This is a genomic window from Mycobacterium hackensackense (assembly GCF_025822555.1).
GTDB classification, from domain to species: Bacteria; Actinomycetota; Actinomycetes; order Mycobacteriales; family Mycobacteriaceae; genus Mycobacterium; species Mycobacterium fluoranthenivorans.
This window is the reverse complement of record NZ_JACKUC010000053.1, coordinates 81577-98654: the sequence shown is the minus strand read 5'-3', so window position 1 is coordinate 98654 and position 17078 is coordinate 81577. Positions and strand designations below refer to the sequence as shown.

Annotated in this window: 22 protein-coding genes; 13 read left to right on the top strand and 9 right to left on the bottom strand. The window is 66.1% G+C overall.

Going from position 1 to position 17078, the window contains the following annotated elements:
• The first annotated feature begins 106 nt into the window (after positions 1 to 106).
• The 4 genes from H7J86_RS32370 (at position 107) to H7J86_RS32355 (ending at position 2448) form a co-directional block, all read left to right on the top strand.
• A complete protein-coding gene (locus tag H7J86_RS32370) occupies positions 107 to 1192 on the top strand; it encodes a DUF6036 family nucleotidyltransferase (protein ID WP_267296055.1) in 1086 nt (361 codons plus the stop codon).
• 55 nt (positions 1193 to 1247) lie between these two features.
• Entirely contained in the window at positions 1248 to 1730 is a 483-nt protein-coding gene (locus H7J86_RS33495; protein WP_267296053.1) for an MbcA/ParS/Xre antitoxin family protein, read from the top strand.
• A 173-nt stretch (positions 1731 to 1903) separates the two neighbouring features.
• The gene (locus tag H7J86_RS32360) at positions 1904 to 2203 is read left to right on the top strand and encodes a DUF6247 family protein (protein ID WP_267296051.1); all 300 of its coding nucleotides are present in this window, start codon (positions 1904 to 1906) and stop codon (positions 2201 to 2203) included.
• Positions 2203 to 2448, top strand: a complete 246-nt coding sequence (locus H7J86_RS32355; protein ID WP_267296049.1) for a type II toxin-antitoxin system RelE family toxin — start codon at positions 2203 to 2205, stop codon at positions 2446 to 2448. Before H7J86_RS32360 ends, H7J86_RS32355 begins: the two co-directional genes overlap by 1 nt.
• A gap of 166 nt (positions 2449 to 2614) precedes the next feature.
• Here the strand turns inward: H7J86_RS32355 and H7J86_RS32350 are convergent, their stop codons facing one another.
• Entirely contained in the window at positions 2615 to 3049 is a 435-nt protein-coding gene (locus tag H7J86_RS32350; protein WP_267296047.1) for a hypothetical protein, read from the bottom strand.
• Between the two features lie 104 nt (positions 3050 to 3153).
• Positions 3154 to 3888, bottom strand: coding sequence for a S1 family peptidase (locus H7J86_RS32345; protein ID WP_267296045.1), 735 nt, complete (start codon positions 3886 to 3888; stop codon positions 3154 to 3156).
• Positions 3889 to 4043: 155 nt separating this feature from the next.
• On the opposite strand from H7J86_RS32345, the gene H7J86_RS32340 reads away from it, so the two are divergent.
• From H7J86_RS32340 to H7J86_RS32320, 5 genes are all read left to right on the top strand, one after another.
• Positions 4044 to 6545 (top strand): hypothetical protein, encoded by a 2502-nt coding sequence (locus H7J86_RS32340; RefSeq protein ID WP_267296043.1) that lies wholly within the window; start codon positions 4044 to 4046, stop codon positions 6543 to 6545.
• A 31-nt stretch (positions 6546 to 6576) separates the two neighbouring features.
• A complete protein-coding gene (locus tag H7J86_RS32335) occupies positions 6577 to 7191 on the top strand; it encodes a hypothetical protein (RefSeq protein WP_267296041.1) in 615 nt (204 codons plus the stop codon).
• Positions 7161 to 8879, top strand: a complete 1719-nt coding sequence (locus H7J86_RS32330; protein ID WP_267296039.1) for a hypothetical protein — start codon at positions 7161 to 7163, stop codon at positions 8877 to 8879. Before H7J86_RS32335 ends, H7J86_RS32330 begins: the two co-directional genes overlap by 31 nt.
• 396 nt (positions 8880 to 9275) lie before the next feature.
• Entirely contained in the window at positions 9276 to 9596 is a 321-nt protein-coding gene (locus H7J86_RS32325; protein ID WP_267296037.1) for a hypothetical protein, read from the top strand.
• A gap of 657 nt (positions 9597 to 10253) precedes the next feature.
• Positions 10254 to 10499: a hypothetical protein gene (locus tag H7J86_RS32320; RefSeq protein WP_267296035.1), complete on the top strand. Its 246-nt coding sequence runs from the start codon at positions 10254 to 10256 to the stop codon at positions 10497 to 10499.
• Positions 10500 to 10536: 37 nt separating this feature from the next.
• Here H7J86_RS32320 and H7J86_RS32315 read toward each other — a convergent pair whose 3' ends face one another.
• From H7J86_RS32315 to H7J86_RS32285, 7 genes are all read right to left on the bottom strand, one after another.
• On the bottom strand, positions 10537 to 10731 hold the full coding sequence (locus tag H7J86_RS32315; RefSeq protein ID WP_267296033.1) for a hypothetical protein: 195 nt from the start codon (positions 10729 to 10731) through the stop codon (positions 10537 to 10539).
• Positions 10732 to 10755: 24 nt separating this feature from the next.
• Positions 10756 to 11106: a hypothetical protein gene (locus H7J86_RS32310; protein WP_267296031.1), complete on the bottom strand. Its 351-nt coding sequence runs from the start codon at positions 11104 to 11106 to the stop codon at positions 10756 to 10758.
• A gap of 33 nt (positions 11107 to 11139) precedes the next feature.
• Entirely contained in the window at positions 11140 to 11472 is a 333-nt protein-coding gene (locus tag H7J86_RS32305) for a hypothetical protein (protein ID WP_267296029.1), read from the bottom strand.
• A 62-nt stretch (positions 11473 to 11534) separates the two neighbouring features.
• Positions 11535 to 12755, bottom strand: a complete 1221-nt coding sequence (locus H7J86_RS32300; protein WP_267296027.1) for a PPE family protein — start codon at positions 12753 to 12755, stop codon at positions 11535 to 11537.
• The gene (locus H7J86_RS32295) at positions 12752 to 12904 is read right to left on the bottom strand and encodes a hypothetical protein (protein ID WP_267296025.1); all 153 of its coding nucleotides are present in this window, start codon (positions 12902 to 12904) and stop codon (positions 12752 to 12754) included. Before H7J86_RS32295 ends, H7J86_RS32300 begins: the two co-directional genes overlap by 4 nt.
• Before the next feature lie 99 nt (positions 12905 to 13003).
• Positions 13004 to 13306 carry a hypothetical protein gene (locus tag H7J86_RS32290; protein WP_267296023.1) on the bottom strand — a complete coding sequence of 101 codons (303 nt, stop codon included), beginning with the start codon at positions 13304 to 13306 and terminating at the stop codon, positions 13004 to 13006.
• Between the two features lie 117 nt (positions 13307 to 13423).
• On the bottom strand, positions 13424 to 14341 hold the full coding sequence (locus H7J86_RS32285; RefSeq protein WP_267296021.1) for an ESX secretion-associated protein EspG: 918 nt from the start codon (positions 14339 to 14341) through the stop codon (positions 13424 to 13426).
• A gap of 99 nt (positions 14342 to 14440) precedes the next feature.
• Here H7J86_RS32285 and H7J86_RS32280 point away from each other — a divergent pair, with 99 nt between their 5' ends.
• The 4 genes from H7J86_RS32280 (at position 14441) to H7J86_RS32265 (ending at position 17073) form a co-directional block, all read left to right on the top strand.
• Positions 14441 to 15172: a hypothetical protein gene (locus H7J86_RS32280; protein ID WP_267296019.1), complete on the top strand. Its 732-nt coding sequence runs from the start codon at positions 14441 to 14443 to the stop codon at positions 15170 to 15172.
• Positions 15173 to 15196: 24 nt separating this feature from the next.
• Complete coding sequence (locus H7J86_RS32275) at positions 15197 to 15409, top strand: DUF6247 family protein (protein WP_267296017.1); 213 nt, start codon at positions 15197 to 15199, stop codon at positions 15407 to 15409.
• Between the two features lie 75 nt (positions 15410 to 15484).
• Complete coding sequence (gene tnpA, locus H7J86_RS32270; RefSeq protein WP_267296015.1) at positions 15485 to 15892, top strand: IS200/IS605 family transposase; 408 nt, start codon at positions 15485 to 15487, stop codon at positions 15890 to 15892.
• Positions 15892 to 17073: an RNA-guided endonuclease InsQ/TnpB family protein gene (locus H7J86_RS32265; protein ID WP_267296013.1), complete on the top strand. Its 1182-nt coding sequence runs from the start codon at positions 15892 to 15894 to the stop codon at positions 17071 to 17073. The genes tnpA and H7J86_RS32265 overlap by 1 nt, the downstream gene beginning before the upstream one ends.
• Positions 17074 to 17078: the final 5 nt, after the last annotated feature.

The following is a 17078-nucleotide window of genomic DNA, read 5'->3' as shown; positions in this document are numbered from 1 at the left end:
TGACGGCACCCTCCCGATCCTGAACGATCGGGCGCCGTCGCGGCGGTCGACCTAGCGGTCAGAACCACACCAGACATCCGCGCACCACGCGCGTAAGATACTGATTGTGGAGCTATGGACTGCAGACCAGGCCGCCCAGCACTGGGGCGTCACACCGGCCCGCGCCCGCGGCATACTCTCAAGCAGGCACATCACCCGAATCTCGGGCTACCGCGCCGACGATGTACGCGCAGTCAAACGCCGCCAAGGCGCCCGCTCCGACCTTGCCTCGCCAACCACGGCATGGCCGCTCACCGCGATCGCCGAAGCGATGAACCTGCACTCTGGCGACGACAAACACCGCCTCCGCCTCTTCTTCGAATTCATGCGCGGCGCCGACGAATCCGACACTGCCGCACTACCACTCACCACCGACGAACCGCCCCTGACCGGCGACACACGCTTCGACGCCCTACTCGCCGCGAGCGCAGAACACATCGCCTCCCGCTACCACCGGCCCGGCCCCCTATGGACCTTGACCGTCGACCGATTCCTTGACTCGCCCTGGTGGATCTCCGCACTGCCATCGGCACGCACCGAAGCGGCCCTGTGGACACCTGCCGCATTCCGCCGCCGCGGCATCTACCTGTCCCGCCACGACATCAACCACGACGGAGCCCACCCCCCCATGCCCGAACCACTCTTTGACAGCGGCGGAATCCACGCCGCACTCACAGCCCTCGCCGACAAGCTGCAGCAACGCAAGATCATCGGCCAGATCCACGCCTTCGGTGGAGCGGCCATGCTGCTGGCCTACGACCCGACCCGAACCGCCACGCGAGACATCGACGCGCTGTTCAGCCCAGACGGACCGATGATCGCCGCGATCCGCGAGATCGCCACCGAGAACCACTGGCCCACAACGTGGCTCAACAACCAAGCCGCCGTGTATGTCTCCCGCACGCCAGGACAGGGCCAACGCGTTTTCGATCACCCAAATCTCCAGGTGATGGCAACACCGGCCGATCATCTGATGGCGATGAAGGTACTTGCCGCGCGCGCCACCCGCGACGCCGACGACCTGAGAACCCTTTTCCGCCACCTCGCGATCAGCCGCCCCGACGAGGTGTGGCCCATCGTGGGCCGGTTCTTTCCCGGAACGGAGATCCCGGCGCGGGCTCGCGCGCTCGTCGAGGATCTGCTCTCGGCCTGAGCGACGCAATTCCGCCCGGCCGCTGCCCACGAAAAAAGTTGGGTAAGTTGTGGAAGTGGCGACCAAGAAGCGCGCCGTCGAAGCCGCGACCGCAAAGGCCGCTGTCCGCCATGCCGTGAAGCGGGCACCTATCCGCAGCTCAGGCCCGACCACTGCCCTCCGCAAGGCCGCAGCCGCAGGCCCTCAGGCTGCCCGTATCGCCGCCGACGACCCACTATCGGTGAACCGGGTCGAATACCTGGTCGCCGTCTTTTCTCGCGCTGAGCTGGCCCGCTGGATCGGCGTCAGCCCATCGCAAACCTCACGGTGGGCATCAGGCGCCGAACGTCCCGGCCCAGCCGCCGCGCCAGCCCTCATCGACCTCGAGCACGTCTACTCGCGCGCTCGCCTGGTGTGGGGCGAGCAGACGGCCCGCATTTGGCTGGAAAGCACCAACGCGTTCCTCAGCGGCGCGCGGCCACTCGACGTCCTGCTGACCGCCGGGCCGGCCCGCGTCCTTGAAGCGCTCGACGCTGAGATGTGGGGCGGGGCAGCCTGAGTGCGTCGGCGTCGTTTGGCTACTTCTGGCGTTCCTCGACCGTCGCCGCCAGCTCTACGTCAGCGAAATCCGTGCCCCGCTGGTCGGCGAGCTCGCGCCACGGTGGTGGGCAAGCCTCACGCCTCTGACGGGCCTCTCGTCTATGATTCGGCACAGACCAGGGGAGGTGTGAGATGACGTCGACATCTGTCGGAGTCGAGCGTTCAGGCCCGTCGATCCATGCGGTGCTTTCGCAGCACGCCCCTGAGAGATGCGTGGAGTTCGAGGCGGAATTCCGCATCGCCTTGGCCGGGGCGGATGACGACTTCGACCTCGCACCGGTAGAAGCCGTAATCGATAAGTGGTGGCCTATCGCCTACTCGGTCCTTCATCCCCCCACAGAGGAAGAACGCGCCCTCGTCGGCCGTTTCCTAGCTGGCGACGATTCAGGCCTGCTGTCCAGAAATGCTGACGGGAGCTGGACCAGACACTGATGCCCGGTTACGAAATCGTTTGGAGCGACGTTCCTTTCGAGCAGTACCGGTCACTACCGTCGGACGTTCAAGCCCGCGTCGACGACACTCTCGCGCTGTTACGCACCAATCCGGAGCGCTACGGCGTCTACGACAAAGACGCTGATCACTGGTCGGCCACCTTCGGGGAAGGCACCGGCTTCATCCTGTACGTTGTCTCTCATGAACGCGTGAAAGTCGTTCTGCTACGCATCATCTCGGTATGACCGCTCGCCAGCACCGTGGCAGCGGCCCCCGCGGGGAGTGACGCGAAGACGCGTCGAGGTCAGATCAGCCGGGCACAAACCCACCGGTTGCACAGACCGCACGTCTGCGTTCACGGACGGCCACAGGCTTGGACTTCTTGCTTCGACTGCGCCTTGCCGCCACTGATCAGACCTCGGGAGAGACCTGGTCCACCTCGGTGCCCTGGTCAACAGGTACCGGCGTGGACCATGTCACCACGACGGCGACGACCGCGAGCGCCAGCAGCGCCTTCGGGGCCGTCCCCGTCTCCAACGCCACACCATAGAGCTGCGTCGGCGGAATTCCGGACACCTTCTCGGTGGCCACGAATGCGACGAGGGCGGTTCCCGCGGCCGCAGTCGAGCCTGACAGAACCCGCAAACCATACGAGAAGATGCGGCTCGTCAGGCTACCGATCACGACCAGGATTCCGCCTGCGACGGCTGACCACTGCAACGGCCAGCCCGTTGCGTGCGCATCCGCTCCCCGAACCAACCAGGCACCGGCGCCGGTCATCTGCAGCCCACCGTCAGCCATCGTGGAGGCATTCAACCACGGCTGCTTCAACGCCACTACGACCATCGCAACCCCGCACGCGAAAACTACGAGCCGCCTCATCCGATACCCCCCGACGATCTACGACGCTTAGATCCGCCCAGGCGGGCCACCCGCCGGGCGGAGAGGTTCTACTTTCCGTACCCGACGGGCTGCGCGCCAACCGTGGCGGACTTCGACGTATCCAACGTCAACTGCCACTTCTCAAGCCAAGGCTGGACCAGCTCGGCAACCTCGCCACCCGCTGAATTCCGCCCCAACGTAATCCCGACTGCGACGGCATCTCCGTCCGGCTGGATCAGGTAAACCGGTCCGCCAGAGTCACCGGGAGCTCCGGCCGCGGCGAACTGCACCTTGCTCGGCGTCGGTGCAGCAGTAACCGGGCCGCACTGACGCTGGGTCGTATTTCCGTACTTGCACAGCACGTCGCCCACCTTCACGTCGGTGGTCACGCCTTCGACGGGACGCCGGTCGAGGATCCGGCTATCTCCGGGAATCGCGCCGTTGTTGAGCGAGATGATGGCGATGTCGGAATCCTCGGCACCCTTCCCTTCGTTCACTGACTTCGCGAACGATCCGATGGTCTCGTAGGCGTCGCTTGCGGTCCACTTCATGGCGACTTTGCCGCCCATGTCACAGTGTCCCGCGGTGAACATCACAGGCTGACCATCAGCGTCGTGGGCGAGCCACCCGGCAGTGCAGGTATCACCACCGGTGGCGTCGGCGTTGTAAACGGCCAAGCCAGCGCCTGGTGTGATCGCCGGCGAGGGCGGCAGCGGGGGCGCTGCAGCGGCCGGGGAGGCGAACACGACGGCGATGGCTGCCAGCACCGCAGAGATCGTGGGGCTGTTCTTGAGCTTCTTCATCGTCGTTGTCACCTCCTTCTGGTATTGGACACACTTAATAACAAGTGTATCTGGCCACGCGTTCCCGGCATAGGTGCGTTTGCTCGTCGTAGCATGTAGGCCAGGTGTTTCGGCCGTTCAAGCTGGCCGGACGTGGATCTGGGGGTCTCGTTTTCATGAGTGTGAGCAAGGGCGGCGGGTGCGCCGACGAGGTCATCGGTTCGAACTGGCCGACCGAGAACGAAGACTCCTACACGGCGTACGCGACGGCGCTGCTCGAGAAGGCTTCGCAGGCCCAGAAGGCGGCGCAGGCCAAGCAGGCCGAGCAGCAGTACGCGCAGTCCGAAACGAGCAGCCAGACCCTCGATGCGTTGGCCAAGGCCGCAGGCATGGACGCTGCGAAGCACATGCAGAGCGCCGAGGACTTCGCAAAAGCGGCTGGGTGGGCGAAGTACGCAGCGACCGCGATCAAGGCGGCGAAGCTGGCGATGAACGAAGCCGCTGCAGCCCATCAGGCGATCCACGACATGCCGACCATCTCGGCACCAGCTGCCGCCAAGGGCGGCAAGGGAGCGACGCAGCAGGTCAAGGATACCGACCTGGAAGAGAAGCAGAGTCTCGTCGCCGACGCCAAAGGTTCGATGGACAGCGCCCTGGACGCCGCCGACCGCGCGGTCCAGGCCGACGCGATCCCCACACCCTTCGGCGGCACGCCCGCGATCCCCGACGATGCAGGCGCAGCCCGAACCCAGAACGAAAGTGCGGGCGCCGGACTTCCCGGAGACGCTCCTGTCGCGTCGGTTCCTGGTGGTGGTGCCGGGGCGCCGTCGGCCAGCGCTGGTGGTGGCGGAGGGGCCTCGGCCGCTCCTGCTGCGCCGGCTCTGCCTCCGTCGGTCTTCGCGGCGCCCGCCGCTCCCCCGACGGGATTGGGTGGTGATCCTGCGTCGGCGCTCGGTTCGTCACCTGCGGCGTCTGCGGGTGAGGGCGCTGCCGGGGCCGGGTCGGGTATGGGTTCTGGGATGGGTGGCATGCCGATGGGCGGTTCCCCGATGGGTGGAATGCCGATGCAGCCGCCGCAGATGCCCCAGGGCGGCGGTGCCGGTGCTGGTGGCGGGCCGGTGGGTGAGGTGGCCAAGCCGGTGTCGGACATGGTGAGCAAGCTGGCCGGTAAGGACGGTGGCGCGGGCGCGGGCGGTGTTCCGGTGTCGGAGCAGACGTTGGACAAGCTGCTGGCCGCTCAGGGCGGCGAGGGTGGCGCTGGTGGTGACCAGTTGGCTCCCTCTGATGACGGTTCGGGTGACGGCAAGGGCGGGGACGGTAAGGGCGATCATCTCGGGGGTGATCCGAAGAAGGATGCTGGGTCGCATGATCAGGTGACGGGTGTGCGGGCGCCGACGGACCCGTATTCGGCGTCGAACACGAACCCGGCGTTGAACAATCCGGCGGCGTCGCATGGTGGCGCGCCGTCGCCGGCCGCTCCGGTAGTGACGGCTCCTCCGGTGGCGGTGTCGGCGCCGATGACGGAGTTGTCGGCTGATGACAATGTGCCCGCGGCGACGGTGCAGCATGCGTCGGCGCAGGTTCAGCCGCCGACGGTGGAGAACGCGGGGTTGCACACGCACACTGCGGCGGCAGGTATCACGGGGCCGGGTGCTCCTGCGCCGGCGTCGCCGACGCCGAATCCTCAAGCCCAGGGCGGGCTTCTGGGGGCCTACCCGGCGCCGGGCGGTATGCCGGGGCCGACGCCTCCGATGGGCGGGATGCCGATGATGCCCCCGATGGGCGGTATGGGCGCCGGTGGTGGCGGTGGTGGCGGTTCGGTGTCACCGGTGCTGGCGGCGGTGCCCGCCGCGATCGGCGGCGCGGTAGTGGCGCGCGATGCGCACCGGGAGCCGGCCGGTGATGCCCCGGTGGAGCGGATCTTGGCGTTGCCGCCTGAGCACGCCACCGCGGAGAACCATCTGGCCGGGTTGGCGAAGGTGTTTCGGACGCGTGGTTGGGAGTCCGAGCGGATCGCGGTAGGTGTGTTCATGGATGGCACGGTGTTGCAGCCGCGGTTGCGGTACATCGTTGCGACCAGTGACGGGTTGTCGTTGATTCCGTTGGGTATTGCGACGCCTGCGGGTGTGGAGTTGTTGTCGCAGCAGCGGGTTCGGTCGAGCTTCGTGTCGGATTGGAGCGGTAACGATCATCCGGGACGGAAGTTGGCGGCGTTGGCCAGTGAGTACTCGGAGCAGGTTGGTCGGCTGGTGTATCTGGTGTCGACCGATTCGGATGCGGTGCAGTCGCCGGGGCGTAGCGGTGATGTGGCCGAGGTGTATCAGACTGCGGCGGAGACGACCGGGTTGATTCGGGACAATCGGGCTACTTCGGCGGTCGCGCCGCGTACGGAGATCGTGCGGGGCTTGCCGATTCGGGAGGAGCAGGCGCAGGAGGCGTTGGCGGCGTTCGGTGCTGCGTGGGGTTTCCATGACGCCACTGCTGATGATCTGAATTCGGCGCGGGCGATGTTGTGGGCGGCGCGGTGGGGTCGTGCGCGGTCGCGTAGCGATGATTATCCGGCGTTGTTGGCGACCTACCTCTATGTGGAGGGGCTGGAGGCGTTGCGCGCTGGGCGGCTCGACGAGGCGGCGTATTCGGCGGCGTCGATGTTGTCGGTCGAACCTCTTGACGCCTGAATCTGTTGGCTAGCAACGGGTTTGGGTTGCGATGATCAACGAGTTGGTCGATTACGCGTATCGGGGTGCTTTCGCTGAGGTTCCGGTGGAGAGTCCGGATGTGATGCCGTTGTTGCGGCGGCGGGCGGCGGTGGCTCGGTCGTGGTTGTTGCTTCCGGTGCTGTGGAAGGCGCGGTTGGGGACTTTGTCGGCTGGGTGGCGTGATGAGTTGCCTCGGCCGGAGGGTCCGTTGGCGTGGGATGCGGCCGGTGCGGTGGATGAGTTGCGGCGGATGCCGATCGAGCCGTGGGAGCCGGGGCCCGTGGTCGGGGATGAGGATCCGGCGCGGGTGTGGTTTTTGGAGATGTCGGCGGCCGCGGCTGGTGTGTGCGGGCATGCCGAGGGGGCGTTCGCGTATCGGTTGGTGAATCCTCGGGATCGGGTGGCGCGGCAGCCGGAGTTCGACATGTTGCGGTTGTCGCGTCTGGCCGGGGGTGCGGTGGCTGCCGCGGCGTACGAGTCGGCTGGTGGTTTGTTCACGCTCAGTGACCTGGCGGGGTTGGATAGTGGTGATCCGGATCCGATGACGTTGGGGCCGGATGTGCGGGCGTTGATCTATGCGCCGCGGCCGTCGTATTGGGGTTTCGCGCCGGTTGTTGGCCAATAACCCGCATTGTCACGCTTCCGCGTGACAATGTGTCACGTTCTGTCGTGACAGCTGCTAATGTGGTTCGCATGCGCATCTTGAGTCGCCATCCAAAGCGGCTAGCCTCTGGGATCTCGTCGGAACCGATTGCAGATGACCAGTATTGGCGTGAGGTCTCGGGATGGTGGCGCCGCGATCGCGACCTCACCAGCGAACGCTTCGCCGAACTCCTGGGCGTGAAGGTCGACGCACTACGGCAATACCGCTCCCGGGAGAAAGACTTCCCGACACCGGTCGATCACATTGGCCGCCCGTGTTTCGCTCCGGCGGACGTGTACTCGTGGATCGACGCGGCGCGACCGAAGCGCCGCATGATGATTCCGCGTCTATTTCACGCCGGCGACAACCTGCAGCCCGCGGTCTTCGTGGCGAGCGAAACCATCGACCTTCCCTCAGATACCGGCCGACCTCAGACCTGGGTCATCCACCTCTGGCAGCCCGCTGATGCGCGTGGGCCCGTCGCGGTGGCCTACGGCGAGCACCACACCGCGGATTCAGAAGACCGGGCCGCTGAACTTCTGGAGCGCCTACCCAACGTGAGTGCGGTCGCGGTCATCACCGATGCGCTGTGCCATTTCGCTGCCGCTGATTCGGTCGACGAGTCGTTTCAGCCTGAGATCGCGGTCGCTGAGCGCCACGTCGGCACCTATCGCCGCGGCTGGTTCGCTCTGGCCGCGCTGCTACGCGTGAATCTGCCGTGGTGGCCGGCGGGGTTGCGGCGGCCCAGTGACATCGCCGCGTGGCGGCCGGGGGCGAGCCCGCAGGCCATCCGGCCGACCATTCCGGGCCGTTTCGACGACTCGGTGCTCGGCGATCTGCTCAAAGAGAGTGACCCACAACAGACTTCACAATGTGCGCCGCTCGTCGACTCACTCAATCGACGGATCGAGGGCGAGATCTACCGGACACCCCTTGTGGGCGCAGATGTTCCCGGATGCGTGGAACGGCCGGGACTCGTGCAAGCCGCGCGGCCGTTCTACTCCATCACCGACCCCCCTCAACCGCTGCGCTGGTTCGAGGCCCAGGCACTGCTCGGATTGTCGGGCGCCGCACACGCCACCAGGGCCGCCGCACGCGACCTTCTGCGTGGCCGCCCGGAGATGGAAGCCGCGGTTTCCTACACCATCAGAGCGCGAGCAACTGACGGTCCATTGGCGCAGGAGTGGTTATCGCGGCTTGAGCCGTGCGAGGACCCACAGACGCTCGGGGCCGCTTTCGCTGAAATGATGATGACCGACGAGCAGCGCGCGCAGCCGCGGACGTGGTGGAAGGACCCCGAGGACGGCAACTGCTGGATCGTGGAAACCCTCGATGGCACTTACCACGCTACGGTGGCCAGCCGCTGCGGCGCGGCTCATGGGCGGTTGACTGAGTTCGAACTCGCCGACAGCTGCACGGCGGCGTTCTTCCGGGCCGACGGCTGGGTGTGGCCGATGCCGGTTCCGGCGATGGGCGGCTACTACACCTCGGGCTACGAAGGCAGAGGGCCGTCCGAGCTGGCCAGGACAGTTGCGCTGCTGCGGGTTTCAGCTGACTCCGATGTGCGCGAGACGTCCCTGCCGGCGGGGCCGGCGCCAGAGTTGGTGCGTTACATCGAGTCCCACCAAGCGCCGCTCAGCGTCTTCGCTGACGATATCGCCGGGCTGTAAGCATCCACCCGGGGCCGACCATTGGCGCGTATCGGAGATAATTACAGCGGTGCACGGTGGCCGTTCGCCGGACGACGGCCGAGCGCGCAAGACGACGGCACAAGTGCCAGTGTTGAACTGCCGAAGTGTCCAGCGTGCGGATTCGGATACATCATCCGGCGAGGCACCCAGAGGTGCTGTACCTTGCCTGGAACACCACGTTGCGAACGGGACGGCAGAGCCGATCACCTGTCGACGACCGCATGAGGGACTGCGGGCAGTGGCCGATACCAGGCGAGGCCGCCAGACGGCGGGACGTACCTATAAACAGGCGTTCCGACACTGCCCGGTTTGCGGGTGCGGCGGTGCACGACTGGTAGACAGGTAGCAACACAGATGGTTTGAGGGGGACGTGCCGTGGTTGATGTGTTGTCATGGCTGACTGGGCTGGCTGGGCTGGCCGCGGCCGTCGCGACTGTCCGGACCGCGATGTCGATCGAGGACGCGACAGCTCAGCGGCGTCTAGCGATGATCGTGGCCGCCGGCGTGGTGGTCTTGCTGGCGGCCACCACGGTGGCGATGGCAGCAACCGGACAGCAGCCGACGATGTGGGCGCTGGTCGCGATGGTCGTGGGTTTGTGCGCTGAGGCCGCGGCCGTCATCGGAGTGGACATCTTGAACCGCCGCGCGATGCGGTTCTCAGATCCCTCGGCCACTCCCCCGAGCACGTCGGACTGAGACCGCCTCCCCGGGCGGGGCTACCTGTCGAAGTTGGCGCCGAGGAGCTCGCCGACGCTCACTTAGGCTTAGGTGATGTGCGATCAGCCACGCCGGCCAGCCTTGCGGCTAGTCAAAGGTTCAGCGCCGGAGTCGGCCGCCGTGTTCACCGTCAAAGATGTGGCGGATGCGTGCGGATTACCGCAACCTGTTGTTGCGCAACTGGTTCCGAGGACGTGGACCCGCGACGGGTGGATGTACACCGCGGATCAGCTTGAGGCCGCCGTGTCGATCGCCGAGGAATTGCGATCGCGGCCGACCGATGGGAGCGGGCAGGACCCTTCATCGCAAGACGGGCCTCAGTGTTGGTGAGACGAAGTCTTGGGTGTGCGCAGGGGGTGCGGCATCTCGACCAAACCCCCTCCGGCTGATTCGTCACGTGACTGATGCGTTACACGCTAGGTCCGCTTTATCCGCTTTACGTCGTCGCTGCCCTATGACTGCTATAAGTGCTATACGCGCTTTATGGGCATGCGGGTGCTGCGAGTAGGGGGTGCCTCCGAGTCCCGGGCCGTGCGACTGTTTCACGACGATCGCGCCGCCTTAAGCGGACAACCTCGTCGTGAGCGGCGCGACAATAGAACGCGACGCAACTTCATCGACCAGAGGAACCTGAGCATGAGTGACGTGGGCGACGCCAACGCTGCTGCGGCCGAACTATTCGGCCGACTGGCCGACAATCTGCACCGACTCGCGCAGGACGAACAACATCTCCATCAATTCGTCCGGACGGGCCGGCCGGGCCTTGATGCACTGGTAGAACGTGCGCTGGAAAGCCCACGCGAGCTTTCCGACTGTGGAATCGAGGCAGCCGCCTGCGCGGCAGCGGCTTTCACCGCGAAAATATTCGAAGAGGAGACCTAGCCGGCCGACGGCTTCATTGGCCTGCCGATGCACCCAGTTAGCGCGGTGCCGAACCAAGGCCGTTCGGAGCGACGCTGGCCACGATGTCGTCGGCGACCGCCACCAGCTCATTCAACAGGAGCCACACTTGACGTTCGTCGGAGTCGGACAAGTGCGCCTTGGCGCGCAAGTCGTGCAGTTGGCCGCGTTGTTCAAACCAGTTGATCAAGAGGTCCGTCGGCACGTTCGCCATGACTGTGAAGCCTTGCCGTTGAGGCTATTTCGCGTTGATGTTGGTGATGCGCTGACCGTGGCCTTGGTCGGTGCTCTCAAGCTGGTCGGCCAGTTTCAGGAGGGCTTCGGCATCGCCGGCGATGTTCTGGTGGAGCTGGCCGACGTTGGTGCCGACTTTCTGGGTGACCTGCGCGAGCGAGGCGAGTAGCGGTGAGAACACCGGGGCCGGGCCGCCGTCGACGGTGTTGGTCGAGGCTTCCTTCATTGCCGTGGCGTGGATGTCCTTGATGTCGGGAAGCAGGGCCTCGACGTCTTGGGCGACACTCTTGAGCTGCGCTGCCACAGACCGCAGGTTGTCGATGTCGGCCTTGATGTTGGTGTTGGCGTCAGCCATGTTCAGTTCCCCTTTTCACAGTTCAGTCGGTGGTCAAGGTCGCGGTGGCAGAGGCACATTGGGGATCGCCGTTGCCTCTGCGGTGTTCGCGGGCGGATTGAAAAGCTCGAGGTAGCTGATCCAGCGTGTCGCCGCCGCGATCACGAGCACCAGGCCGAACAGCGATAGCAGCGTGTGGCCGTCGACCCCGACCGCCGGGTACGCCAACGGTAGAACGGTCAGGTGCGGGTGTCCGGCCGGGGTCAGTAGGTTGAGCCACACCCAGAGGTTGGACACCGGTGACAGGTAAGCGCCCAGGAACCACGCCACGACGGTGAGGATGGCGGCGATGAGCCACCAGCGTCTCGCTTTGCGGGTCGTGTCCATGCACCGATTCTATCTGCGGCACAGGTCAATCTGGGTGATGCGGCAGTTTGGCCCTGCCAGTTTCAGGCGGGGCGCTCTTCGGTCGGTGCCGCGTCGGGTGTCGCGAAGATCGTGTCTCCCGACCGGGATTTGGTGCCCGATGAACTGCCCGCACCAGCTCCATGCCCCATCATCGGCGACATACCGCCACCACCGCCGCTGCCGCTCGGGCCCATCGATCCCACTGTCTCGATGGTCGGCCTGGCGGACACCCCGGAGAACACTTGCTGGCTCTTCACCGGGCCACCGGAGGCGCCCATGTAGGTCTGACCGAGCATTCCGCCGCCAAGGCCACCGCCGACGAAACCGCCGCCGGCACCCGCGCCGCCAGCGTCGCCGCCGGCACCCGCGCCTGCCGACGCGGCGATACCGGTAAACGGGCTCGGCGCGCCGGGGCCCATACCGAAACCGGCGGCGTCGGTGGTGCTGCCTCCCATGTTTCCGAGCAGCGATTGCAGGGGTTCCATGAGGGATTGGAGCGGTTGGGTCAGCGTGCTGGGGTTGGCGGCCTGCAGTAATTGCCCTGGGGCGCTGGCGAATTGGCCGACGCTGCTCATCATGCTCTGCGGGATCTCGCTGGCGGTTGAGCCGGCCTGGGTGGCGCCTTGTCCGGTCTGGCCGGCTGCCTGCATGGCCGCGTCGGTGCCGTTGCCGATGGCTGACTCAGCTGCGGAGCGGGCGGCTGATTCGCCAACTTGGCCTAGGGCGCCGGCGGCGTTGGCGAGCGGTGGTGGGGGGGTTACGGGCTTGGGGACGGTGGCGGCCTGCACTGCTGCGTCGTAGGTCGTCATCGTGCCGCCGTTGTTGCCCCAGAATTCGCCGTATTGGGTGTTGAGGGCGAGGATGATGCCGCTGTTGACGCCGAGGAAGTTGGTGGCCTCGGCGATTGCCTCGCTGATGCGGTTCATGTTGACCACGGGGGTGGGGATCATGGTGCCGGTGGCGATGGCGAAGGCTTCGGCGACGGCGAGGCAGGAGAGTGCGTTGGCTGCGGCGTTGGCTTCCATGGTGGCTAGCCAGGTCATGAAGGGGACGACTGCTGCGCCCATTGCTGTAGGGGCGAGGCCTTGCCAGTTGATTCCGAGTGCGGCCAGCTCGGCGGTCATGACGGCCATCGCTTCGCCGACGAGGGCGGCGAAGTCGGTCCACATGGTGGCAGAAGCGAGCCAGGTTGCTGGGCCGGCCCCGGTTTCTTGTCGACCGGCGTTGACTTCGGGGATGTATCCACCCCACGGTTCGGTCATCGCTGCACCTGATCGTGTTGGTTAGCCGACGCGGTGGCCGGTGTCGGGCCGGAGAAGGTGGTGCCGCCCGCGGGGGTGGTGGCGTGCGAGTCGAGCAGCTTCCGGGCCGGATTTATCTCGGGCGGGCACTGCTCCCAGGCTCCAGTCACAGCACTTCTCCCCTCATCCACTTGGCGTCGACACCGGCCCAGCACCGCGCTCGTGCCCAGTTACGCTCGGTGTTCGGGCACGGCGCGATGAGGCGAGCCTTAGATGACGCGGGCGCTGCCGAGGTCGGTGGCCACGGTGCTGGCGGACGCAGCCTGGATGGTCGTGCTCAACTCCAGCATCTGCTCGATGCCCGCGCCGAAAGCGGCGGCGAACTGGGCCGCGTTCATCTGCTGCTTGGCCATGGCGAGCGCCGAGGCGCCCTCATTGCCTGCGGGGACGACGCTGGCTGCGACCGCGCTGTTGGCTGCGGTCATCGCGCCGAGCTGGGCTTGGATGCCCTGCAGCACTGCAACCGATCCGGCCATTGCTGGCACACTGCCGATTCCGACAATTCCGCTCATTGTGGATTCACCTTTCCCCCGGGGCTGGACAGCAAACTTGAGTTCAAGAATAGCGGATCGCGGGAGTGGTGCCACCCGCAAGTTTCGCGTGGTCGGCGTTTCGTTTCCCACGGGTTTTCACCGCAACGCGATGTCTTCGGGGTTGGCTCTTGCGAGCCCGCGACGCAGGGCAGCTACCGCCTCGGTCATGGCCGCCGGGGTCGCCGGTTCGTAGTTGATCCACTGACGGCCGTCCAGACCGCGGGACGGGTAACTGACCACGACCCCACCAGGCTCGCCCACAAAGAACATGACGCCCACGGCGTTGTGATAGACGGTCTGCTTGCCCTGGGGGGCGCGGCGGGAAATGGTGATCTGCGAAACGGCGACGTTGTCTTGGGAGAGCAGCTCGGCAAGGCCCCTCACGGTGCTGCGGGCCATGCCTGCGTCGCGCAGGCCGTCGCGCGTGGTTTCGAGGACGTCCTCGGTGTCGTCGGTGCGGTCGCGCTTGAGCGTTTCGGCGGCGGTGGCCGGGATGGAGATCCGTTCCATCGGGTAGGGCTTCCACTGCTTCTGAGGGTCGAGGATGGCCATGATGATCTGTCCGACCGCCTCGTTGCAGTGCTCGTCAGTGTTGCTCCGTGCGCGATCGGTCGCCAAAGCAAGTTGCCCCGCCGCCAACGTCGCGGTCGTGAAGGTGTCATCGCGGTACCCGATGAGAAAGGTGACGCGGGGCACGTCCCTGATCGCGTACTGCACCCCGTACTGCAGGAATTCCTCGGGAAGATCGGAGACGATTTCCGTGCGCTGGTTGTAGAGCAGCACGATGCCCCACACCGCCCACTCGTAGCCGACGAGGCCGGCGAAGTACTCCCGGGCCGGTTCGGTCAGTTCGTTGGTGGACGGGTCGACGATGTTCCAGCGTTTGAGATCCTCGTCGACGCTGGGTCCGAGGTCGAAGACAGGCATGGGCCCCAGCTCGATCGGCAACTCATTGATGAGGCCCCGCTGGTAGAGAGCGATCAGGTGCCGTTGGTCGAACACGTCGGCTGCCACGTCGACCTCCCCTCGAATGCGCACGGGCGCGGCCTGAAAATACGGCCAACACGATGCGCTCAAACCCGGCTAATGTACGGCGAAGTTTACCGTTGAGCGATGCAGAGATCGCTCATCCGCGTGGCACGCGCAGGTGTTTCTGCCGCCAGACGCGGCGCGCCGGCCGCGGTGGTGGCCATGCTGAGGTCCGGCCGTGGGGCTGCGCGGCGCCGGTGGCTGCTGCTGGCAGCGGTTGTGGTGGTCGGTGCTGGATTCTTGGTGGCAGGGGCGCTGGCTCAGTTCCCCATCACCGTTGCCGATACCGCCACGGCATGGATCTTCGGTGGACGAGGCGGAGATGGCCGACCGCAGGTGCCGGCGATCTGCGCTACTCCCCCGACCCCGACGACGGCGCAGGTTGTCGACACCGCATCGGTGCCGGGTGCCGAGGAAGCAGCGCCTGCACCGGCACCACCGCCGCCGGCACTGGATGCCGACGGAAGGCCCACGCCAGAAGCACAAGCCGTGACCGAGCGCATCCCCGCCGGCACCGACGTCACCGTCGCCCAAGGTTGGATACTGTATGGCCTCGCGCACCCCAACGACACCAGCATCGACTTTCCGTCCTTCGCGCAACGATTCGAGCAGACCGCGGGAACGCTGAGTGCACAGGCCACGGCCTTGGACACAGTGACGACCATGGACCCGGCCGCCGACTACTCCCCCTACCTGCTGTTCTCCCAGGCCGGCGCTTACCAGATGATGAGGCAGGGGTCAGTGACTGCCACCTCTGAACAGCGCGACGCATTGATCGAAGCGGTCAGTGTCACGTGCGAGAGTCGGGCCCGATGACTGGCAGGCCAACGGATTGACTCCATGCCGGAATACGTTCGCGTCGAGCGCAGCGGGCCGGCCATCCGCGCCGCGCTCGCCGAAGCCTCGCCTGATGAGCTGCCGGAATTCGAGGCCGAGTTCCGGATCGCGCTCGCCGAGGCCGATGATGACTTCGACTTATCCCACGTGACTGCGGTACTCGACCGGTGGTGGGACGCGCCCATCAGTGCGCCCCGAGGGGACCGGCGGCTTTAGCCGCTGGGGGAATCGGGTCGGGTGACACACGGCGGTTCGTGAGTTTTGTCGGTGTCGTCTCGTAGGGTGCGCGGTATGGCAGGTCAGCGGTTTCGTTGCACGCCGGGAGGCGTCTGCTCGCTGGGCCTGCATCTGGTGTGGTGCCCCAAGTACCGCCGCCGTGTGCTGGGTGGACGGGTAGCTCGCCGTCTGGATGAACTCATCGTGGCGATCGCCGCCGAACATGGCTGGGACATCGTGGCTCACGAAGTGATGCCCGATCATGTGCATCTGTTCGTGCGCGTCGGGCCGACCAGTGCCCGCAGTGGGGTCGTGCGTGCCTTCAAGGGCCGGACGGCGCGGGTGTTGCGGGCGGAGTTCCCACATTTGCGTAACTTCGCGAAGTTGTTGGGGTCGCCGTCGTATATCGCCGCCTCAGTCGCATATGTGTCGGAGTCGACGGTGCGCCGCTACATCGAGCACCGCTGGGACAAGGTCGCCTGATGCGCCGGGCATATGTGTTCAGGTTACGTCCGACCGCGCGTCAACACATCGCGCTCAATGCGTGCCTGGATGCGCACCGGGAGCTGTATAACGCCGCGTTGCAGGAACGTCGGGATGCGTGGTCGCACAACAAAACCCGGATCCGCTACGGCGATCAGTCCGGGCAGCTGACCGCGATCCGCGGTGTGCGTGCGGATCAGGCGGTGTGGTCGTTTTCCAGCCAGCAGGCCACCCTGCGGCGGTTGAACAAAGCGTTCGACGGGTTCTTCCGTCGGGTCAAGGCCGGGCAGGCACCGGGGTATCCGCGGTTCAAGGGCAAGGCCCGGTTCGATTCGGTGGAGTGGCCCAAAGACGGTGACGGCGCCCGCTGGCACCAGGAGCATGACCGGGTGTATCTGCGGGGCATCGGCCAGGTGAAAGCCACCGTGCACCGCCCTGTGCAGGGCCGGGTGAAAACGATCCAGATCAAGCGCCAGGGCCGGCGCTGGATGCTGGTCCTGTCGTGTGATGATGTGCCGGCCAATCCGTTGCCGGCCACCGGTCAGCAGGTCGGCATCGACGTCGGCGTGGTCACCTTCGCAACAATGTCCGACGGCACCACCGTTGAGAATCCCCGCTGGGCGCGTCAGGAAGCCAACCGGTTGGAGAGAGCCCAGCGGCGCCTGGCCCGGGCCCGGCGCGGCTCCAACAACCGCGCTGCGTGCCGCGAGACCGTGGCCGCGCGGCACCGCAAGGTCGCCAACCGGCGCAAAGACTTTCAGCACAAACAAGCCCGCGACCTGGTTGCCCGCCACGACGTGATTGTGGTGGAGGACCTGGCGATCGCCAACATGATGCGCCGCGCCGAACCCAAACCCGATCCCGACAATCCGGGTCAGTTTCTGCCGAACGGGGCCCGAGCGAAGACCGGGCTCAACCGAAGCATCAGTGATGCGGGCTGGGGCCAGTTCGTCTCGATACTGCGCGCCAAAGCGGAAGACGCTGGGCGCACTTGGATCGAGGTCGATCCCCGGCACACCTCCGACCGCTGCGAAGCCTGCCAGCACGCAGCACCCGAGAACCGCGTCAGCCAAGCGGAATTCGTCTGCCAACGCTGCGGTCACACCGCAGCAGCAGATGAACACGCCGCACGCAACATCCTCAGGGCTGGACTGGCCCTACACGCCGCACCCGCAGCGTAAAAGAA